Source organism: Pseudomonas sp. B2M1-30 (assembly GCF_025447575.1).
GTDB classification, from domain to species: Bacteria; Pseudomonadota; Gammaproteobacteria; order Pseudomonadales; family Pseudomonadaceae; genus Aquipseudomonas; species Aquipseudomonas botevensis.
Map to the genome: position 1 here is coordinate 454,486 of NZ_JAOEJT010000004.1, position 18,705 is coordinate 473,190.

The 18,705-nt window shown below is 61.8% G+C and carries 21 protein-coding genes; 13 read left to right on the forward strand and 8 right to left on the reverse strand.

What is annotated here, in order from left to right; genetic code table 11:
* The first annotated feature begins 10 nt into the window (after positions 1–10).
* The 3 genes from N8H74_RS11485 to N8H74_RS11495 all read left to right on the forward strand — a co-directional run bounded on the left by N8H74_RS11485 (position 11) and on the right by N8H74_RS11495 (position 3,467).
* Positions 11–562 carry a sigma-70 family RNA polymerase sigma factor gene (locus N8H74_RS11485; protein ID WP_262147618.1) on the forward strand — a complete coding sequence of 184 codons (552 nt, stop codon included), beginning with the start codon at positions 11–13 and terminating at the stop codon, positions 560–562.
* Positions 559–1,572, forward strand: coding sequence for an ABC transporter substrate-binding protein (locus N8H74_RS11490; RefSeq protein WP_262147620.1), 1,014 nt, complete (start codon positions 559–561; stop codon positions 1,570–1,572). The genes N8H74_RS11485 and N8H74_RS11490 overlap by 4 nt, the downstream gene beginning before the upstream one ends.
* A gap of 575 nt (positions 1,573–2,147) precedes the next feature.
* Positions 2,148–3,467, forward strand: a complete 1,320-nt coding sequence (locus N8H74_RS11495; RefSeq protein WP_262147622.1) for a PAS domain-containing methyl-accepting chemotaxis protein — start codon at positions 2,148–2,150, stop codon at positions 3,465–3,467.
* Positions 3,468–3,529: 62 nt separating this feature from the next.
* Here the strand turns inward: N8H74_RS11495 and N8H74_RS11500 are convergent, their stop codons facing one another.
* Together N8H74_RS11500 and N8H74_RS11505 are read right to left on the reverse strand one after the other, a co-directional pair.
* A complete protein-coding gene (locus tag N8H74_RS11500) occupies positions 3,530–4,093 on the reverse strand; it encodes a hypothetical protein (RefSeq protein ID WP_262147624.1) in 564 nt (187 codons plus the stop codon).
* Between the two features lie 155 nt (positions 4,094–4,248).
* Positions 4,249–4,683, reverse strand: a complete 435-nt coding sequence (locus N8H74_RS11505; RefSeq protein ID WP_217832897.1) for a PACE efflux transporter — start codon at positions 4,681–4,683, stop codon at positions 4,249–4,251.
* A 107-nt stretch (positions 4,684–4,790) separates the two neighbouring features.
* Between N8H74_RS11505 and N8H74_RS11510 the strand changes: the two genes are divergently transcribed.
* Positions 4,791–5,663: a LysR family transcriptional regulator gene (locus N8H74_RS11510; protein ID WP_262147626.1), complete on the forward strand. Its 873-nt coding sequence runs from the start codon at positions 4,791–4,793 to the stop codon at positions 5,661–5,663.
* Positions 5,664–5,706: 43 nt separating this feature from the next.
* Here N8H74_RS11510 and N8H74_RS11515 read toward each other — a convergent pair whose 3' ends face one another.
* A complete protein-coding gene (locus tag N8H74_RS11515) occupies positions 5,707–6,738 on the reverse strand; it encodes a LacI family DNA-binding transcriptional regulator (protein WP_217832899.1) in 1,032 nt (343 codons plus the stop codon).
* A gap of 216 nt (positions 6,739–6,954) precedes the next feature.
* Between N8H74_RS11515 and N8H74_RS11520 the strand changes: the two genes are divergently transcribed.
* Both N8H74_RS11520 and N8H74_RS11525 read left to right on the forward strand, forming a co-directional pair.
* The gene (locus N8H74_RS11520) at positions 6,955–7,488 is read left to right on the forward strand and encodes a gluconokinase (protein WP_217832900.1); all 534 of its coding nucleotides are present in this window, start codon (positions 6,955–6,957) and stop codon (positions 7,486–7,488) included.
* Positions 7,489–7,570: 82 nt separating this feature from the next.
* Positions 7,571–8,923 carry a GntP family permease gene (locus N8H74_RS11525; protein ID WP_217832901.1) on the forward strand — a complete coding sequence of 451 codons (1,353 nt, stop codon included), beginning with the start codon at positions 7,571–7,573 and terminating at the stop codon, positions 8,921–8,923.
* Between the two features lie 54 nt (positions 8,924–8,977).
* Here N8H74_RS11525 and alaC read toward each other — a convergent pair whose 3' ends face one another.
* Positions 8,978–10,195, reverse strand: coding sequence for an alanine transaminase (gene alaC / locus N8H74_RS11530; RefSeq protein WP_217832902.1), 1,218 nt, complete (start codon positions 10,193–10,195; stop codon positions 8,978–8,980).
* Positions 10,196–10,334: 139 nt separating this feature from the next.
* On the opposite strand from alaC, the gene N8H74_RS11535 reads away from it, so the two are divergent.
* The 3 genes from N8H74_RS11535 (at position 10,335) to N8H74_RS11545 (ending at position 12,367) form a co-directional block, all read left to right on the forward strand.
* Positions 10,335–10,997 carry a LysE family translocator gene (locus N8H74_RS11535; protein ID WP_262147630.1) on the forward strand — a complete coding sequence of 221 codons (663 nt, stop codon included), beginning with the start codon at positions 10,335–10,337 and terminating at the stop codon, positions 10,995–10,997.
* A 67-nt stretch (positions 10,998–11,064) separates the two neighbouring features.
* Entirely contained in the window at positions 11,065–11,559 is a 495-nt protein-coding gene (locus N8H74_RS11540) for a GyrI-like domain-containing protein (protein WP_217832904.1), read from the forward strand.
* Positions 11,560–11,878: 319 nt separating this feature from the next.
* Entirely contained in the window at positions 11,879–12,367 is a 489-nt protein-coding gene (locus tag N8H74_RS11545; protein ID WP_217832905.1) for an N-acetyltransferase, read from the forward strand.
* A gap of 30 nt (positions 12,368–12,397) precedes the next feature.
* Here N8H74_RS11545 and N8H74_RS11550 read toward each other — a convergent pair whose 3' ends face one another.
* On the reverse strand, positions 12,398–13,003 hold the full coding sequence (locus N8H74_RS11550; protein ID WP_262147632.1) for a pyridoxamine 5'-phosphate oxidase family protein: 606 nt from the start codon (positions 13,001–13,003) through the stop codon (positions 12,398–12,400).
* 30 nt (positions 13,004–13,033) lie between these two features.
* Complete coding sequence (locus N8H74_RS11555) at positions 13,034–13,519, reverse strand: GNAT family N-acetyltransferase (RefSeq protein WP_217832907.1); 486 nt, start codon at positions 13,517–13,519, stop codon at positions 13,034–13,036.
* A 140-nt stretch (positions 13,520–13,659) separates the two neighbouring features.
* Between N8H74_RS11555 and N8H74_RS11560 the strand changes: the two genes are divergently transcribed.
* The 3 genes from N8H74_RS11560 to N8H74_RS11570 all read left to right on the forward strand — a co-directional run bounded on the left by N8H74_RS11560 (position 13,660) and on the right by N8H74_RS11570 (position 15,751).
* Positions 13,660–14,085 carry a nuclear transport factor 2 family protein gene (locus N8H74_RS11560; RefSeq protein ID WP_262147635.1) on the forward strand — a complete coding sequence of 142 codons (426 nt, stop codon included), beginning with the start codon at positions 13,660–13,662 and terminating at the stop codon, positions 14,083–14,085.
* A gap of 67 nt (positions 14,086–14,152) precedes the next feature.
* Positions 14,153–14,497 carry a YciI family protein gene (locus tag N8H74_RS11565; RefSeq protein ID WP_217832909.1) on the forward strand — a complete coding sequence of 115 codons (345 nt, stop codon included), beginning with the start codon at positions 14,153–14,155 and terminating at the stop codon, positions 14,495–14,497.
* Positions 14,498–14,500: 3 nt separating this feature from the next.
* Positions 14,501–15,751 (forward strand): RNA polymerase sigma factor, encoded by a 1,251-nt coding sequence (locus N8H74_RS11570; RefSeq protein WP_262147637.1) that lies wholly within the window; start codon positions 14,501–14,503, stop codon positions 15,749–15,751.
* Between the two features lie 245 nt (positions 15,752–15,996).
* On the opposite strand, the gene N8H74_RS11575 is transcribed toward N8H74_RS11570, so the two are convergent.
* On the reverse strand, positions 15,997–16,722 hold the full coding sequence (locus tag N8H74_RS11575; RefSeq protein WP_262147639.1) for an SDR family oxidoreductase: 726 nt from the start codon (positions 16,720–16,722) through the stop codon (positions 15,997–15,999).
* Positions 16,723–16,833: 111 nt separating this feature from the next.
* On the opposite strand from N8H74_RS11575, the gene N8H74_RS11580 reads away from it, so the two are divergent.
* The gene (locus N8H74_RS11580; RefSeq protein WP_262147641.1) at positions 16,834–17,670 is read left to right on the forward strand and encodes a LysR family transcriptional regulator; all 837 of its coding nucleotides are present in this window, start codon (positions 16,834–16,836) and stop codon (positions 17,668–17,670) included.
* A 135-nt stretch (positions 17,671–17,805) separates the two neighbouring features.
* Here N8H74_RS11580 and N8H74_RS11585 read toward each other — a convergent pair whose 3' ends face one another.
* Positions 17,806–18,660: a LysR family transcriptional regulator gene (locus tag N8H74_RS11585; protein ID WP_262147643.1), complete on the reverse strand. Its 855-nt coding sequence runs from the start codon at positions 18,658–18,660 to the stop codon at positions 17,806–17,808.
* Between the last annotated feature and the right edge of the window lie 45 nt (positions 18,661–18,705).

Consider the following 18,705-nt stretch of genomic DNA (forward strand, 5'->3'; position numbering starts at 1 on the left):
AGGAGCCCCTATGTCCGGCGCCCATTCATCCCATTGCAAGTCTGTGGACGCGCTGTTCCGCGCCCACTACCGCTGGTTGTGCGAACGCCTGCGCCGACACACCGGTGAGGCGGCCAGCGCCGAAGACATCGCCGCCGAAACCTTCGCCCAACTGCTCCAGGCCCCGGGCCTGACCGCCATTCGCGAACCTCGCGCGCTGCTTACCACCATTGCTCAACGCCTGCTGTATCAAGCCTGGCGGCGCGGCGATCTGGAGCGGCGGCACCTGCAGCAACTGCAACTCGACGGTCCGGATCACGGCTCTTCACCGGAGGAACTGGCGCAGTTGGCCCAGACCCTGAACCGTCTGGATCACAGCCTGCAACGCCTGCCGGGCAAGGTGCGTTCGACCTTTCTGCTGGCGCGGATCGATGGCCTGACCTACCCGCAAATCGCCGCCGAGCTGGGCATCTCCCAGCGCTCGGTCAGTGTGTACATGACCCGTTCCCAGGCCTTGTGCGACCGCCACTGCGCCAACCAATCCGTGACTCGTCCCCAACTCCAAAACAAGAGGTCTGCATGAGATCGATCAAAAAACTGCTCGGCGGCTCGCTGCTGGCCCTGACGCTGACGGCCGGCCATGCCATGGCGGCGGAAAAAACCGCGCCGATCCACTTCGGTGACATCACCTGGGAAAGCGGCAGCTTCATCACCGAAGTGCTGCGCCTGATTGTCGAAAAAGGCTACGGCTACCCGACCGACACGTTGCCGGGCAGCACCGTCAGCCTGGAAGCGGCGCTGGCGAAGAACGACATCCAAGTGATCGGCGAAGAGTGGGCCGGGCGCAGTCCGGCGTGGGTCAAGGCCGCCGCCGAGGGCAAGGTGTTCGGCCTCGGCGACACTGTGAAGGGCGCCACTGAGGGCTGGTGGGTGCCGGAGTATGTGATCCAGGGCGACCCGGAACGTGGCATCAAACCGCTGGCGCCGGAACTGAAATCCGTCGCTGATCTGCCGCGCTACAAGGACGTGTTCCGCGATCCTGAAGACCCGAATCGCGGACGCTTCCTCAACAGCCCGACCGGCTGGACGTCGGAGATCGTCAACAGCCAGAAGCTCAAGGCGTATGCCTTGACCGACAGCTTCGTCAACTTCCGCACCGGCTCCGGCGCGGCGCTGGATGCCGAGGTGGCGTCGTCGATCAAACGCGGCAAACCGGTGCTGTTCTACTACTGGTCGCCGACGCCGCTGCTCGGCCGTTTCAAACTGGTGAAGCTGGATGAGCCGCCGTTCGACGCCGAAGCCTGGAAGACCCTGGCCGATGCCAACAACCCCAACCCGAAGGGGACTCGCTCGATGCCGGCGAGCCTGGCGATTGGCGTGTCGGCACCGTTCAAGGCGCAATATCCGGAACTGGTGACGTTCTTTGAAAAGGTCGACCTGCCGATCGATCTGCTGAACCAGACCCTGGCCGGGATGAGCGAAAAGCGCCAGCAACCGCGCCAGGTCGCCGAGGCGTTCCTGCGCGATCAGCCTCAGGTGTGGAAAGCCTGGGTGCCGGGGGAAGTGGCGAGCAAGGTGTCCGGGAGTCTGTAGTTCTTTTCTGAAGTTTTCGTAGTGCTGTTCTGATGCCTTCGCGGGCAAGCCGCTTCCACATGGGTTTTGTATGTACACAAACATCCAGTGTGGCAGTGGGCTTACTCACGAAAGCGTCCGCCGTCTCGACACCCATTCGCTGAACCGTTTCTTGTCCGAAAACCCCGCCGTACTGGCCGACTAGTGGCCTTGCGCAAGGCTTTGCGCTGTCTATGCTCACTCATAACTAACCATGTCGACCGCCATATCACGGCGTCTCGCTTCAACTTGGTCAGTTGCCAATCAAAGCTGCCAGAGTGCGCAATCCAAGGCACCGACACTTAACCGGCAAGGAGCATGTTTTTTTAAATGGAAGTTCTTCTGCATGTTAGGGCTGGCCCGCCACCGGGCTATCAAGAGACGGATGTCTTGATTAGAGCGTCGTTACATGGACTCTCCGATTAACCATCGTTTATCACCTGACAACTTCCTCCCGTGGAGGAATGCGTGTGCCTGTTCTGTGGACCGTCGTTTTCGATCTTTGAAAGACCTGAACTTTCATCCAATCAAAAGACCGCACGAAAGGTGATAGAGACATGTTCAACCTACATCACAAGGCTGACTTGCAGGAAATCGAGCGTTTCAGCTGTGCCTTGACCGAAGCCAACGCCAAGCTGGCGGCGATCAGCCGTTCGATGGCGATGATCGAATTCACCCCGGACGGCATTGTTCTGGATGCCAATGACAACTTCTGCAAGACCATGGGGTACACCGCCGAAGATGTGCGTGGCAAACATCACCGGATCTTTTGTGAAGAGGTGTTTTACCGCAGCGAGGAGTACGCAAAACTGTGGCGCGACCTGGCCCATGGCGAACCCATCAGCGGCACTTTTCTGCGCCTGGACAAGAGTGGTCGGGAAATCTGGCTGGAAGCCAGTTATATGCCGGTGTATGACCAGGACAGGCAAGTTCGCAGCGTGATCAAAGTGGCCTCGGACATCACTGCACGGGTCAACAAGGAACACGAAGAGGAAAGTATGCTGGCGGCGATCGGTCGTTCGATGGCGGTGATCGAGTTCACCCCGGAAGGCAATGTGATTACCGCCAACGAAAACTTCCTCAAGACCATGCAATATTCGCTCGGCGAAATCGTCGGGCATCATCACAGCCTGTTCTGCCATCGTGTCGAAGCCGAGTCGGCGCAATACAAGGCGTTCTGGGCCTCGCTCAATCGCGGCGAATATCACTCCCACCGTTTCGAGCGCAAGAACAAGTCCGGGCAGACGGTTTACCTCGAAGCCTCCTACAACCCGCTGTTCGACGCCAAGGGTCGCTTGTACAAGGTGGTGAAGTTCGCCAGCGACATCACCCATCAGATGACCACGTTGCAGACCGCTGCCGAATCGGCCCACAGCACTTCGGTACAAAACGACGCCTGCGCGCAAAAAGGCTCACAGGTCGTGCAGCAAACGGTGCAGATCATTCAGGACATTTCCCGCGATCTGAACGAAGCGGCGCTGAGTATCGATGCGGTGAGCAAGCAGTCGGACATCATCGGCACCATCGTCCAGACCATTCGCGGAATCGCCGACCAGACCAACCTGCTGGCGCTAAACGCAGCCATCGAAGCGGCGCGGGCCGGCGAGCATGGGCGTGGGTTTGCGGTGGTGGCGGACGAAGTGCGCAGCCTGGCGGCACGTACCAGTCAGGCGACCGTGGAAATCGTCGAGGTGGTGCGCAAGAACCACGATCTGTCGTTGAGCGCGGTGTCGAGCATGCAATCGAGTCTGAGCCGCACCGGGCTGGGCGTGGAACTGGCGAACGAGGCGGGGGATGCGATCCGCGAAATCCAGCAGGGCTCGCGGCATGTGGTGGATGCGATCAGTCAGTTCAACGAAACCCTGCAACTGAACTGAATACGCCTGGACACCGAAGCGAATGAGGGAGCAGATCGGCTCCCTCATTCGCAAGGGCGAGCTCAGAGAGACGCGAGAAACTTCTGCGCGACCTTGTCGCTGTCCTTGGCGTCGTTGGCGTTCGGGTTCTGCTTTTGCGCCTCCGCCAGTTTCATCTTGTCCTGCAAGCGTTCGGCGATCTCTTTGCCGATGGCCAGTTGTTTCTCCGGCGGCATGGCTTTGATGTCGTCCTCGGTCAGGCCCATTTCCTTCAGGATACTGTCGCGCAAACGCTGTTCCGGCGTTTTGCTCATGTAGTCCTTGAATTCTTCGGTGGCCGTGGTGCCGGTGGTTTTGCTTTGAGAGGCATCGGCGGTTTGCAGACCGACGCGGGTCTTGGCGAACGCTTCGTCGACGTTGTCGCTGATGCGCGTGGCTTCGCTGACTTGCCGGGTCGCCAGTTGCGTCGCCGATTCCTGCACTTTGGAGGTGGCTTCGGCGGTTTGCGCCTGGGCCTGGTTTTGCAGGGTTTGCAGCATCGCGCCATGCAGGCCGCTTTGCAGACCGGCAGCGGCGGTGGTCGTCGCGTCGTCATTCAGATGCTTGGGCAGGTGAATGATGGGCTGTTGTTTTGCACTGACCAACATGATGAGTAGACCTTGTAGGTAATGGCTGTCAGGGCAACCGCAGCAATTACCGTGCCTTTTGTATAATTTCTTTTATTTCAATGAGTTAGATTTCAGTAGGCGAGGGCGGAGCGGTCATCTCTTGCCGATGGGCGGCAGGCGATGACCGTCGCCCGTCACACCACCGGGTCCGGCAGCGCCGACGCCGGCAGACCGAACACCCGGTCGAACAGCCAGTTGAAGGCGAAGGTGTAGCAGGGGATGAACACGATCAGCGCCAGATCCAGCAGGAACGCCTGCACCAGGCTGATGTTCATCCACCAGGCGATCAGCGGGATCAGGAACACGATCAGCGTCAGTTGGAAACCGACGGCATGGGCGATGCGTCGTTTGACCGTGCGGGTGCGCGATGTCTGGCGAATTTCCCAGCGTTCGAACAGCGAGGTGTAAATGAAATTCCAGGTCACGGCGATGGTGGTGATGATCACCGCCAAGGGGCCGGTGCTGCCGGGCGAAGTGCCGGACAACAGCGCCAGGCCAAGGGCGGAGAAGGTCATGCCGATCACTTCATAGAGCGACACGTAGACCAGTTTGCGTTTGACGCCTTGCATGGGTTTGCCTCTTTCGTACGACGGGGTGGCGAAGGCGGCGAAAGATAGCTTCAATAGTGCTGACAGAAAAAGTCAGCAGCTTTCAGATTTATTGACAGGTTGATGAAGTGAATTTCAACAGCGACAGCATCGAATTGTTCCTCGCGGTCATCGAACGAGGGTCGTTCTCCGCCGCTGCCCGAGCCTTGGGCAAAGTGCCTTCGGCGGTGAGCATGGGCATTGGCAACCTGGAGGCTGAACTCGGCTATCCGTTGTTTGACCGAAGTCATCGAGAACCGCAACCCACGGCGATGGCCCTGTCATTGCTGCCTCACGCGCGGCTGATTGCCGGGCAGCTCAAGCAATTGCAGGTGCATGCGGTGGAGCTGTCGTCGGGGCTGGAGAGCAAGCTGTCGATCGGGGTGGTTGCGGACATCGACCGGCGGCGTTTGATGGCGGCGATCAAGGTGATTGCCGAGCGTCACCCCTTGCTCGATATCGAGGTACTAACCGCGCCCCAGGATGATGTGCTGGCACTGTTGCACAGCGGTCGGGTCAGCCTCTGTCTGGCGTTCGCCGGTTTGAGCATGAACGCGCTGGAGCGGTTTCAGTTCGTCGGCAGCGAACGGATGATTGCCACGCTGGCGGCGGACAGTCCGCTGTTGCAGGGGCAGAATCTGTTTCTTGAGGATCTGGTGCATGTGCGGCAGATCATTGTCGCCAGTCGGGACTTGCCGATCAGCGAAACCCGGCCGCTGGTGGCCGAATCCCATTGGCGTACCGATAATCTGGAGACGGCGCTGGAGATGGTCGAGGCGGGGTTGGGCTGGGGCAATTTTCCGCTGTCGGTGGTGCAGTCGCGGCTGGATTCGGGGCGGCTGAAACGATTGAATTTTCGCAACATCGAGAACGGCCTGGTCCTGCCGGTGCATGCGGTGTGGCTCAAGCGCCAGCCGTTGCAGAAGGGCGCGCTGGCGCTGGTCGAGTGCCTCGGTCGCTGAGATTCGATTGAGCGGGGAGCGGACAAGCCCGCTCCCGTCAGGGTCAGCTGCTTTCGCGTACCTTCAATTCGAAACCCATGTCCTCCACCGGCCGCGCCACGCTGTTGCCGGCCATCAGCGTCAGCATCTGCTCCGCCGCGCGCCGGCCAATCGCCTCGCGCGGGGTGTTGATGCTGCTCAGGCGGGGGACCATGTGCTCCGACATCGGCAGGTCGTTGAAACCGAGGATCGCCACCTGTTCGGGAATCCGGATGCCGTGGCGCAAGGCTTCGAGCAGCGCGCCCTGGGCCAGGTCGTCGTTGCCGAAGAAGATCGCGTCGACATCCGGATGCGCCGCCAGCAGTTGCAGGAACAACTCGCCACCCAGGCCCACCGACGAAGCGCGCGGCGTCAGCACTTCGAGATCCGGGTCATAGCGACCGGCCTTCTGCAAGGCTTTGCGGAAACCTTCGCCCCGCAGCAGGGTGCGCTGATCGAGTTGCGCGCCGATGTAGGCCAGGCGCTGGCGGCCACGGGACAGCAAATGCTCGGCTGCCGTTTCACCGGCGCTGAGCTGGGAGAAGCCGACGCAGTTCACACCGGCGGCGCTGTCCAGCTCCATCATGTAGACGCAGGGAATGTTGCTGGCCTCGATCATCCGCCGCGAACTTTCGGTGCGGTCGAAGCCGGTCAGCAACAGGCCGCGCGGCTGGTAGGCCATGTAGTTGCGCAGCAGTTTTTCTTCTTCGTCGCGCGAGTAGTGGAAGTTGCCGATCAGCACTTCGAAGCCCTTGGGCGTCAGGACTCGATGGATGGCCTCCAGGGTGTCGATGAACAACAGGTTGGACAACGAAGGCACCAACACCACCACCGAATGGCTCTGGGCCGAGGCCAGGGCGCGGGCGGCGGGGTTGACCACGTAGTTGAGTTCAAGGGCGGCTTTCTGGACTTTTTCCACCAGTTCGGTGGCGACCGTACTCACCCCACGCAACGCGCGGGAGGCGGTAATCGGGCTGACTCCGGCCAGTCGGGCGACTTCGTTGAGAGTGGGACGGCCGGTGGTGCGGGTATTTTTATCGTTTTTAGGGGTGGTCATCGGGCGGCTTGCCAAACAAAAATCAAGGCACTAAGGTAGCGCTGTCCAGATGCAGCTGCAAATGCGTGAGCGGGGTCCTGCCTGATCCTCGCTTTTTGGCGTCCGGAGCGAACCTGCTGCAACCCAAAAAAACGACAAGAAGGCGTCGGCAACTTCTGCCTGTGCACTAGAGTCATAGCTAGCAAAGGTAGCGCTGTCTGCGCGCTGAGGTGTTACATGAATCATCCCATCACCGCCCTGGTCATCATGGGCGTTGCCGGTTGCGGCAAGACGTGCGTCAGCGAGGCCCTGTGCCAATTGAGCGGCGCCACTGCCATTGAAGGCGATACTTTTCATCCGGCCGCCAACATCGAAAAGATGAGCGCGGGGATCCCCCTGAACGACGAAGACCGTGCCGGCTGGCTCGACAGCCTGTGCGACGAACTGCGCCGCGTCGACGCCCGTGGCGAGCGCCCGGTGCTGACCTGCTCGGCCCTCAAGCACATTTACCGCGAACGCCTGCGCAGTGCCTTGCCGGGCCTGGGTTTCGTATTCCTCGAGCTGACGCCTGAAGTGGCCGCCGAGCGTGTGTCCCACCGCCCCGGCCATTTCATGCCGGCCACGCTGATCGAAAGCCAGTTCGCCACCCTCGAGTCGCCCAAGGGCGAGCCGCTGACCCTGGCGTTGAACGCTTCGGTCCACAGCGTCGAAGAACTCGCGGCCCAGGCTCACCAATGGTGGCAGGCCAACGGCCTGAAACAGGCGGTATGAGTGTGCTTGTGAAGATAGCGCTGTCCTTTCGGCTTCTGTTCAACCCGCTTTAATAACAACAACAAACCAGGAGACACCCCCAATGTTTGGCATGTCCCATGACGCCTACCTGCTGCTTGACGCAGTGGTCACGGTGATCGGACTCATCGTCCTGATCACCAAGTTCAAGCTCCATCCCTTCATTGCCCTGACCATTGCCGCCGCGTTTCTCGGCCTGACGTCCGGCATGCCGATCGGCACCATCATCAAGGCGTTCCAGGACGGCTTCGGTGGCGTGCTCGGTTTCGTCGGCATCATCCTCGCGCTGGGCACCATGCTCGGCAAAATGATGGCTGAATCCGGCGGGGCGGATCAGATCGCCCAGACCCTGATTCGCGCGTTCGGCAAGGACAAGGTCCAGTGGGCCATGATGTTCGCCGCGTTCCTGGTGGGCATTCCGTTGTTCTTCGAAATCGGCTTCGTGCTGCTGATTCCGCTGGTGTTCATCGTCGCCCGGCGTACCGGCGTGTCGATCATCAAGATCGGTATCCCGCTGCTGGCCGGTCTGTCCGCCGTACACGGCCTGGTGCCACCGCACCCGGGTCCGCTGCTGGCGATCGGCGTGTTCGGCGCCGACATCGGCAAGACCATTCTCTACGGCCTGATCGTTGCCCTGCCGACCGCCATCATTGCCGGTCCGATCTTCGGTACGTTCATCGCCAAGCACATTCCGGGTCACCCGAACCAGGAGCTGGTGGATCAACTGGCCCGTGAATCGGACTCCAGCGATCTGCCAAGTTTCGGCATCACCCTGGTCACCGTGCTGCTGCCGGTGTTCCTGATGCTGCTGAAAACCTTCGCTGACGTGGCGCTGCCGGACGGCCATTTCTTCCGCACCTGGATGGACATGATCGGTCACCCGATCTCGGCGCTGCTGCTGGCGTTGCTGCTGTCGCTGTACACCTTCGGCTACAAGCAGGGCATCGGTTCGAACCAGATGCTCAAATGGCTCGACGCGAGTCTGGCGCCGACCGCTGCGATCATTCTGATCATTGGCGCCGGCGGCGGCTTCAAGCAGATGCTGGTAACCAGCGGCGTGGGCGACGTGATCGGCCACATGGCGGTCAGCGCGCAGATCTCGCCGATCCTGCTGGCGTGGCTGGTGGCGGCGGTGATCCGCATCGCGACCGGTTCGGCCACCGTGGCGACCATCACTGGCGCAGGCATCGTGGTGCCGGTGGTCGGGATGATTCCGGGCGTCAACCGTGAACTGCTGGTACTGGCCACCGGTGCCGGCTCGCTGATCCTGTCCCACGTCAACGACGCCGGTTTCTGGCTGGTGAAGCAGTACTTCAACATGACTGTGGCGGAAACCTTCAAGACCTGGACCGCAATGGAAACCATCCTGTCGGTGGTCGGCCTGGGCTTTATCCTGTTGCTGTCGCTGTTCGTTTAAGCGATTGGCAGGCACAAAAAAACCGCAGCGATGCGGTTTTTTTGTGCCTGATGATCAGGCGCTGGTTTTGGCGACCAGGCCATCCGCCCGGAACATCCCGCGAATCCCGCGCACGGCCTGGCGAATCCGGTCCTGGTTCTCGATCAGCGCGAAGCGCACGTGATCGTCGCCGTACTCACCAAAGCCGACACCCGGCGAGACGCAGACCTTGGCTTCGGCCAGCAGCTTCTTGGCGAACTCCAGCGAACCGAGGTGCGCGTAGGCGTCGGGAATCTTCGCCCAGACGTACATCGAGGCTTTCGGATTTTCGACCATCCAGCCCAGTTCATGCAGCCCTTTGACCAGCACGTTGCGGCGCTGGCGATACTGTTCGGCGATGTCGCGCACGCATTGCTGATCGCCTTCCAGCGCGGCAATCGCGGCGACTTGCAGCGGGGTGAAGGTGCCGTAGTCGTGGTAGCTCTTGATCCGCGCCAGGGCGCTGACCAGTTCCGGGTTGCCGACCATGAAACCGATCCGCCAGCCGGCCATGTTGTAGCTCTTGGACAGGGTGAAAAACTCCACCGCGATGTCCTTGGCGCCCGGCACCTGCATGATCGACGGGGCTTTCCAGCCGTCGTAGACGATGTCGGCGTAGGCCAGGTCATGCACCACCAGTACGTCGTACTGCTTGGCGAGGGCGATCACCCGCTCGAAGAAATCCAGCTCCACGCACTGCGCGGTGGGGTTGGACGGGAAGCCGAGAATCATCATCTTCGGTTTCGGGATCGAACCGCGAATCGCCCGCTCAAGCTCAGCGAAGAAGTCCACGCCCGGCACCAGCGGCACCGACCGCACCTGGGCGCCGGCAATCACGGCACCGTAGATGTGAATCGGGTAGCTCGGGTTCGGCACCAGCACGGTATCGCCCTGATCCAGGGTCGCCAGCATCAGGTGCGCCAGGCCTTCCTTGGAGCCGATGGTGACGATGGCTTCGCTTTCCGGGTCGATATCGACCTCGTAGCGTTCCTTGTACCAGTTGGAAATCGCCCGGCGCAGGCGCGGAATACCCTTGGAGGTGGAGTAGCCGTGGGTGTCTTCGCGCTGGGCCACCGTGACCAGTTTTTCGACGATGTGCGGCGGGGTAGGGCCGTCGGGGTTGCCCATGCTCAAGTCGATGATGTCTTCGCCACGACGTCGGGCGGCCATCTTCAGCTCGGCGGTGATGTTGAAAACGTAAGGGGGGAGTCGATCAATGCGCGCAAAGCGGCGCGGCGAACCTTGTTCAGCCATTGTTGCCTCGGATAACGTAAGCGCCCGGAACCGTCCGAGCGACGCTGGTCACTGCGGTGACCTGTGGCGGAAGATAAGGGCAGTGATGGCGAACTGTCCAGCGTGCAGCTAAACAATTTTTTCCCAAGGAATGTGGTTGATGGAATTCACCAGTGGCTTCTTGCTGAGCCTGTCGCTGTGCCTGGATATCGGCGTGGCCAACATCGCGATGATTACCCTGGCGATGCAGCGCGGTTACTTCCAGGGCTTTGCCCTGGGGCTCGGCACCTGCGTCGGCGACCTGATCTACGCGGTTCTGGCCCTGGCCGGGATGACCGTTCTGCTGCAATACGAAACCGTGCGCTGGGTGCTGTGGATCGGTGGTTCGGCGCTGCTGATCTATTTCGCGGCGAAGATGGTTTATTCGGCGATCCACCATGAGGCGCTGCTGGCGGAGACGGCCGAGGTCGGCCAGAACTCCCACCGCAAGGAATTCTTCCGAGGGATTTTTCTGGCGATGTCGTCACCCAGCGCGATTCTCTGGTTTGCGGCGGTGGGCGGCACCCTGATCGCGCGCTCCGGCGGAGGGGGCCCACTCAGTTCGGCGCTGTTCCTCGGTGGCTTCCTGAGTGCCGGGCTGCTGTGGTCGGCGGGCCTGTGCTTCGCCGCCAGCCACGGCGGCAAGCTTTTGGGTGACAAGTTGTTGCGCTACTCCTACATGGCATCGGCGGCGATCTTCTGCTATTTCGCGATCTACGTGATCGTATCTGGCTATAACGAGTTCATCGGCGCGGCTGCCGTCGAGCAGTTGCACACGTTGTGACGTTGCGAATCGGGTTTGGCTTCTATACTCCAGCCGAACCCTCTTCTTTTGCTTCAGGAGTCGCGTCATGGATGAGCAGAAACGCGTCGAAGTGGCTGAACCTCGCTTCGAACATGGACACTTCCTGCTGATTGCAGGTCTGGGCGGTCGATTCACTCAGGAAACCACTCACGGCATCCCGGCGTTATGGGAAAAATTCCTTCCCCATCTGGGCCATATTCCCGGCCAGAAGGGCGATGTCACCTACGGCGTCTGCTGCAATTTCGACGGCAAGGGTGGCTTCGACTACATCGCCGGGGTGGAGATCAAGAACCTCGACGATCTGCCGCAGGACAAGTACCGCTGGATCGAGGTGCTGCCCCGGCAGTACGCGGTGTTTGAACACAAGGGTTCGCTCGAACACCTGCCGCAGACCCTGCAATACATCTACAAGACGTGGCTGCCGGCGTCCCACTACGTTGAACTCAACGCTCCGGAGATCGAGCGCTACAGCGCGGATTTCAACCCTGTTCGGCAGACAGGCACGCTGGAAATCTGTGTGCCGGTCCAGACCCGTGACTGAACGGCAACCGGCAGCGCGAAGCCCTCTCGCGCTGCCGGTTGGACCCTATTTGCCCTTGCCGATCCGGCGCGCCCGCAACAGGTCGACGGACAAGGTAATGAAGCCGAAAACACTGATGCCCAACACCATCAACAAGCCGATCTGAATGCTGCTCATAAGCGGTTTCCCCATGGGTGATCCGAGACAGGCGTCAGAAATAGCCCCTCCCGCTATCGAAGAAAAGCGCTTATACGCAGGCTTTACGCTGCCCGGGCGGATCGATATGAACACCTTATTCCTTTATCCTTGGCGCTCTTGTTTTCGCTGATTTCGAGCCGCCATGAACACTGTCATCCGCCACGTCACCGCTGCTGACCTGGATCGCTGCTACGCCATTGAAACCCTTGCCTACGAAGGCGACGAAGCCGCAACCCGGGAAAAAATCGCCACGCGCATCGCCACCTGGCCGGACGGTTTCATCGTCGCTGAAGTGGATGGCGAAGTGGCCGGGTTCATCAACTCCGGCGCGGCGTTCGATGTGCAGATGTCCGATGAAGCCTTCAAGGAACTGATCGGCCACGACCCGGCCGGCCCCAATGTGGTGATCATGTCGGTGGTGGTCCATCCGGACTATCAAGGGCTGGGCCTGGCGAAGCGCCTGCTCGGCGAGTTCATCGAACGCATGCGCGCCCAGGGCAAGGCGACCATCCACTTGATGTGCAAGGAACGGCACATCCCGCTGTACGCCGGGTTTGGCTTCGCCTACATCAAGCCGTCCGAGTCCGACCACGGCGGCATGGCGTGGCACGAGATGATCCTGACCCTCTGAAGAGCCGTGGGAGCCGGGCTTGCCCGCTTGTTAGTAGAGAGAGTTTTGCACTCGGGCCGGGGCTTCGCGGTCGTAAGTCTCGGCATCGAACTGCCCATCATTCAGGCGCTTGTGAAAAGCCCCGGCGCTGGGCAATGCCGAGCGGGGAACGTGGCTCTCGGGGTTCCACGCATCCGAGCGCACAAACGCTTTCGCACAATGGAAAAACGCCGCTTCCACGTTCACCAGCAACACCGTGCGCGCCGGTTTGCCGTTCACCGCGAAGCTTTCCAGTAACTCGGGATCGGCGCTGATGGTCGCGGTGCCATTGACCCGCAACGTTTCACCGATCCCCGGAATGATGAACAGCAGCGACACGCGCGGATCGTGCAGCACGTTGCGCAGGGTGTCGATGCGGTTGTTGCCCGGGCGATCCGGCAGCGCCAGGGTGCGTTCGTCGATGATCCGCACGAATCCCGGCGTATCACCGCGCGGCGAGTTGTCGAGGCCATCGATCCCCACCGAACTGACCACCAGCAAGGGCGAGAGCCGCACCATCGCCTGATAGTCCTCGTTGAGGAAATCGATCTGTTTGCGTACCGCGCGGTCATGGGGCTGGCCGTAGATGGCTTCCAGCGCTTCGATTGAGTCGATCATCTGCGTCCCTCGATTCTTTGCAAGGCAGCCTCAGAAAAACAGCCCCATGCGCCGTTCGTAACCGATCCGGCCCTTGTACGCCTCGCCGCTGTCAACGAAGCCGTGTCTGGCGTACAGCGCAATCGCCGCGTCGTTGTCGGCATCCACCGACAGTTCCAGACCCTTGATCTCCGGCCAAGCCTGGCGCGCGACCTCGGGCAGCGCTTGCAGGCAGGCCTTGCCGTAACCCCGGCCCTGGGCACGATGATCGACCTGCAACGCGTGCAGCGTGGCGCTGTGTTCATTGGCCCAGGCCGGCAGCACCGGCGGTCGCTTGAGCAGCAGGAAGGCCACCGGCACGTCCTCGGCCAGCAGGGCAAAACCCTTCACGCCCAGGCCAGGTTTCGACAGCAGGGTGTGCAAGGCACCATGGATGTCACCGGAGAATTTAATCTGCTCGGGGTGGATTTCAATCGCCTCGACCTGCTGCCGCTGGGTGGCATTCAGGCTGTCGTAGGGTACGAGTCGGGCTGTCACTGGAGTGTCCTTGTTCCAACGCAAAATGAGCCTCGGATTCTAACGATTCCAGCGGATGCAGATTTTTTTATTTCGCCTGTCGATCCATGCAAACGGCAAACGACTAAGGGTGTCTTCAAACAAAAACAACGGAGAACACCATGAACGCTAAAACTCAAATCCAGACCCTGATCGACACTTATCGCGATGCTGTCATGACCAAGAACGTGGACAAGGTCATGGCCCTGTACGCCGAGGACATCGTGTCCTTCGACGCGATCAAGGCCCTGCAATTCAAGGGCAAGGAGGCCTACCGCGCCCATTGGATCGCCTGCATGGAAATGTGCCCCGGCCCGCACATCTTCGAGTTCCACGAAGTCGCCATCGAGACTTCGGAAACCCTCGCCTTCGCCCACTGGGTCGCCAATTGCGGCGGCACCAACGAGAAAGGCGAGACCCAGAGTTGCTGGATGCGCGCCAGCGCGTGCTACCGGCAGATCGGCGGGACGTGGAAGATCGTCCACGAACACTGGTCGGCGCCGTTCGATCCGATGAGCGGCGCAACTTTGTTCGACGTCACGCCCTGAGCACTGCGCGGTTCGCCAAAGTGCCGATCTGCGGTCATAGTTGATCCGTCCGATGCAGGAGAAAGCGATGAAATATCTATGCCTGGTCTACAGCGACGAGCGTCTGTTGCACACGTCGCCCGACAGCCCGGAAGACGCCGAGTGCTGGGCCTACGCCGAGTCGATCCAGGGCAGCGGCCGGATGGTCGCCGCCGAAGCGCTGGAGTCGGTGCAGACCGCCACCACTGTGCGGATGCGCAACGGCAAGCTGTCGATCACCGATGGCCCGTTCGCTGAAACCAAGGAGCAACTGGCGGGCTTCTATCTGATCGACGCCCGGGATCTCAACGAAGCGATCCAGGTCGCCGGCAACATTCCGGCGGCCCGGGTCGGCAGTGTCGAAGTGCGCCCGGTGCGCCAGTTGAATGTCTGACCGATGACGGATGCAGCGATCCAGGCGCGGGTTGCGCAGGTCTATCGCGACGACTCGCGGCGGATTCTGGCGACGCTGATTCGTCTGCTCGGCGATTTCGACCTCGCCGAAGAAGCCTTGCACGAGGCGTTCTTCGTCGCGGTCGAGCGCTGGCAGCGCGACGGCGTGCCGGACAATCCGCGCACCTGGCTGGTGTCCACCGGACGCTTCAAGGCCATCGACGTGTTGCGCCGCCGCGCGCGGTTCAAGGCTTCGCAGCCGTTGTTGCTGGCGCAACTGGAGGAACTGGAGCAAACCGAGTGGAGTGACGAGGATTTGGAAGACGACCGCCTGCGGCTGATCTTCACCTGTTGCCACCCGGCACTGGCGGCGGATGCGCAAGTGCCGCTGACCCTGCGTGAAGTCTGCGACCTGACCACGGAGGAAATCGCCCGGGCATTTCTCTCGGCGCCGGCGGCGATTGCCCAGCGCATCGTGCGGGCCAAGGCGAAGATCCGCGACGCGAAAATCCCTTATCAGGTGCCCAGCCTGAGCGAATTGCCCGAACGCCTCGAGAGCGTGCTGCGGGTGATTTATCTGGTGTTCAACGAAGGTTACTCGGCGTCGGTCGGCGCCCAGGTCACGCGCGAAGACCTGACGCGTGAGGCGATTCGTCTGGGGCGGCTGTTGATGGAGTTGCTGCCGGAGCCGGAGGTCATCGGCTTGCTGGCGCTGATGCTGTTGCACGAGTCGCGGCGCCCGGCGCGGACGTCGCCGCAGGGGGAGTTGATCTTGCTGGACGATCAGGATCGCCGGTTGTGGGACGCGCAACTGATTGCCGAAGGTTGCGCGCTGGTGGAACGGGCGCTGACCACCCGGCGGTTCGGGCCGTATTGCCTGCAAGCGGCGATTGCGGCGGTGCATGCCGAGGCGGCGACGGCGGGGGATACGGATTGGGAACAGATCGTCGGGCTGTATGACGTGCTGTTGCGGGCGGTGCCGTCGCCGGTGATCGAACTCAATCGCGCGGTGGCGGTTGCCAAGCGGGACGGGGCGCTGGCCGGGCTGGAACTGATCGAAGGGATTTTGCAGCGCGGGGAGTTACAGGATTACCACCTGGCACATTCGGCGCGGGCGGAGTTTTGCCGGCAGTTGGGGCGGGTGGAAGAGGCGCGGGAAGCGTATCGGCGGGCACTGGAATTGACGCGGCAGGAGCCGGAGCGGCGGTTTATCGAGGGGCGGCTATCGGCGCTGGATCGCTTGCCCTCACCCTAGCCCTCTCCCGGAGGGAGAGGGGACCGATCGGGGGATATTGGCGAAACCCGCCGACCTGAGCGATTGGCGGTGAACCGGTAATCGATCAGGTATTTCAGGCCGACGCATACCGAAAGTCCCCCTCGGTCCCAATCCTGCAATCAACTCAATCTCTCGGGTCGACGCATACCGCAAGACACCACGGTCAGCGCCCTCTCGCCCGGGAGAGGGCTGGGGCGAGGGGCTCTTTTTTACCTGGAGGCGGCTCAAGCCTGCTGGCGGGTCGCCGCCATGACAATCTCGCGAATGCACACGCCCTGCGGCTGCTCATAGGCATAGGCAATCGCCGTCGCCACGTCCTCGGCGCCCAGCACCGTGCCACCCATCTCCTGTTTCCACGCCTGATAGCCGGTCTTGATCGCCTCATCCGTGGTGTGGCTCAGCAACTCGGTCTCCACCGCCCCCGGCGCGATGGTGGTCACCCGCACGTTATGCGGCGACAACTCTTCGCGCAGGTTTTCCGACAAACCATGCACCGCGAACTTGGTGCCGACATACGCCACATGGTTCGGGAACGTCTTGCGGCCAGCCACCGAGCTGACGTTGATGATCGTGCCGTGCCGGCGCTCGATCATCCCGGCCACCACCGCATGCACGCCGTTGAGCAGTCCCTTCACGTTGACGTCGAGCATCTGCTCCCACTGCGCCGGGTCCTGTTTGCTCATCTCGCCGAGCAGCATCACCCCGGCGTTGTTGATCAGCGCATCGGCCGGGCCGAACCGGGCTTCGGCCTCGGCGACAGCGGCCAGCAGCGCGGTGCGGTCGGTGATGTCGACCTGGCGGCTGAGGGTGTCCGGCAGCTCCAGCGCTTGCAAGCGTTCGATACGTCGGGCCAGCAAAAGCAACGCATGACCGGCGGCGCTCAAACGGCGGGCGGTGGCTTCGCCGATGCCCGAACTGGCGCCGGTGATGATGATCAATGGCTTGCCCATGACTGCACTCCTGAAATAAGAAAAACAAATAACCAGATACGGAGCACAGTATATTTAGCGTCTCCGAGGCTGAAAAATGCCTTATTTCTCTGTCTGCTATCGGAATCTCCTATGGATATCCGCCATCTCAAGGCCTTTCTCGCGGTGTTTGAGGAACGCAACATCACCGCCGCCGCGCAACGTTTGTTCATCAGCCAGCCGACGCTGTCGGTGACCATCAAACAGCTTGAAGAGGAACTCGGCGCGACGCTGTTTGTGCGTCAGCCAAGGGGGGTGGAGGTCAGTGCCGAAGCGCGGTTGTTGTACCCGCAGGCGCGGCGCATGGTGGCCGAATCCGAGGCGCTGAGCCGGATGTTTCGCAGCCGCGAGGACCGCGTGCCGCTGACCCTCGGCATCGAAGGCGATATCGCCGCCCGTCACATCGAAGCCTTTGTGCGCATGGCCCGGCAGGCGCTGCCCAACCTGTTGCTGACCCTGGAGGAGGGCTGTCACGGCGACGGTCGCCTGGCGGTCGAGGACATGTGCTGCGAGGACGAACTGTTCCTGCCGTTGTGGGAAGAGTCGTATGTGATGGCGTTGCCGGTGGATCACCCGATGGCGATGGCGGGCGCCGGATGGACGCCGATCGAAGACTGGATCACCTGTCCACAGCATCCGTCGCACCAGCGGTTGATGGCGTTGTACGGGCGCTCACCGGCGGCGGTGGCGGGGCATGCCGGGTCGTTGCAACAGGCGTTGCACATGGTTGCGGCGGGGGTTGGCGTGGCGATGTTGCCGCAGTCGCTGGTGCACGGGCAGACGCGGGTGGTGGAGCGCGCGTGGCACTTGCCGGCACCGACCCGGCGGGTTGGATTGTGTTGCGCGGCGCAGGCGCTGGAATTGCCGGCGCTGCGCGGGTTGCATGAGTTTTTCCAGGTGAATCGACCGGCGGCGATCGAGGCTGCGTGAACCCGAGGGGCATGGGGGAGGCGGGCGAACGTCTTCGCGGGCAAGCCCGGCTCCCAGAAGCTCGGCTGTTGTCCCTGAACAAGGGAACAACACCAAACCGGTGGGAGCCGGGCTTGCCCGCGAATGGCCGAGCCGCTATTCCAGCATCTTGCTCAACAACCAGCTCCCCGCCGGCCCCGGCGGGTACAGCCGCGACCACAGGGCATCGACAAACACCGGTTTCGGCCAGCCGCGCACCTTCAACTCGACCAGCGTGCCGTTGCCGAAACGCTCCACCAGCCAGCGCGGCAGTGGCGCCCAGCCGAAGTTCTTTTCGGCCATCTCCAGCAGCATCAGGTAACTCGGCGCCGACCACACCCGGCCCTTGGCGCGGCTGTCGTAGGGATTGACGATGGTTGCCAGGCGCAATTCACGATGCTGCTCCAGCACGGTTCGATCGATGTGCCCGAGCGTCGCCAGCGGATGCCCGGCACTCGCGAACAGGGCGATTTCCGTGCGCTCGGCGACTGTCGAGGTCACCAGATCCGGCGGATAGCTGTCGCGCATCTCGGCGAAGGCCAGGTGCGTGCGGCCGCGTTGTACCAATTCGATCAGGTCGTCGCATTCGGCAATCAGGCATTCCAGTTCCAGATCCGGATAACGCTGCTCGAACTCCACCAGCGCCGCCTCGAAACGGTAGGACTGATAGGTGTCGGAAATCGCCACCGTGAGCTTCGGCTCGACGCCCTGGGCCAGTTGCCGCGCGGTCATTTCCAGACGACTGGTGGCCGACAGGATCGCCTCGGCCCGCTGCAACATCACATGGCCGGCCGGGGTCAGGGTCGGTTTGCGGCTGCTGCGGTCGAACAACATCAGATCCAGATCGATCTCCAGGCTCGCCACCGCCGCGCTGATGGTCGACTGACTGCGCCCGAGTTTGCGCGCCGCCGCCGAAAACGAACCCTGAGTGGCGGCCTGCACGAATGCCAGCAACACTTCCTGAGAAGCCATGAACTATCGCCTTGATCGATGGTTATTGGTTATGAAGTATCGGCA

Coding starts and splice junctions, on each gene's coding strand:
- N8H74_RS11560 (WP_262147635.1), top strand. CDS start 13,660: ATGAACGCTAAAACTCAAATCCAGACCCTGATCGACACTTATCGCGAT.
- N8H74_RS11520 (WP_217832900.1), top strand. CDS start 6,955: ATGAATCATCCCATCACCGCCCTGGTCATCATGGGCGTTGCCGGTTGC.
- N8H74_RS11545 (WP_217832905.1), top strand. CDS start 11,879: ATGAACACTGTCATCCGCCACGTCACCGCTGCTGACCTGGATCGCTGC.
- N8H74_RS11550 (WP_262147632.1), bottom strand. CDS start 13,003: ATGATCGACTCAATCGAAGCGCTGGAAGCCATCTACGGCCAGCCCCAT.
- N8H74_RS11580 (WP_262147641.1), top strand. CDS start 16,834: ATGGATATCCGCCATCTCAAGGCCTTTCTCGCGGTGTTTGAGGAACGC.
- alaC (WP_217832902.1), bottom strand. CDS start 10,195: ATGGCTGAACAAGGTTCGCCGCGCCGCTTTGCGCGCATTGATCGACTC.
- N8H74_RS11525 (WP_217832901.1), top strand. CDS start 7,571: ATGTTTGGCATGTCCCATGACGCCTACCTGCTGCTTGACGCAGTGGTC.
- N8H74_RS11565 (WP_217832909.1), top strand. CDS start 14,153: ATGAAATATCTATGCCTGGTCTACAGCGACGAGCGTCTGTTGCACACG.
- N8H74_RS11500 (WP_262147624.1), bottom strand. CDS start 4,093: ATGTTGGTCAGTGCAAAACAACAGCCCATCATTCACCTGCCCAAGCAT.
- N8H74_RS11585 (WP_262147643.1), bottom strand. CDS start 18,660: ATGGCTTCTCAGGAAGTGTTGCTGGCATTCGTGCAGGCCGCCACTCAG.
- N8H74_RS11515 (WP_217832899.1), bottom strand. CDS start 6,738: ATGACCACCCCTAAAAACGATAAAAATACCCGCACCACCGGCCGTCCC.
- N8H74_RS11505 (WP_217832897.1), bottom strand. CDS start 4,683: ATGCAAGGCGTCAAACGCAAACTGGTCTACGTGTCGCTCTATGAAGTG.
- N8H74_RS11540 (WP_217832904.1), top strand. CDS start 11,065: ATGGATGAGCAGAAACGCGTCGAAGTGGCTGAACCTCGCTTCGAACAT.
- N8H74_RS11535 (WP_262147630.1), top strand. CDS start 10,335: ATGGAATTCACCAGTGGCTTCTTGCTGAGCCTGTCGCTGTGCCTGGAT.
- N8H74_RS11485 (WP_262147618.1), top strand. CDS start 11: ATGTCCGGCGCCCATTCATCCCATTGCAAGTCTGTGGACGCGCTGTTC.
- N8H74_RS11495 (WP_262147622.1), top strand. CDS start 2,148: ATGTTCAACCTACATCACAAGGCTGACTTGCAGGAAATCGAGCGTTTC.
- N8H74_RS11575 (WP_262147639.1), bottom strand. CDS start 16,722: ATGGGCAAGCCATTGATCATCATCACCGGCGCCAGTTCGGGCATCGGC.
- N8H74_RS11570 (WP_262147637.1), top strand. CDS start 14,501: ATGACGGATGCAGCGATCCAGGCGCGGGTTGCGCAGGTCTATCGCGAC.
- N8H74_RS11490 (WP_262147620.1), top strand. CDS start 559: ATGAGATCGATCAAAAAACTGCTCGGCGGCTCGCTGCTGGCCCTGACG.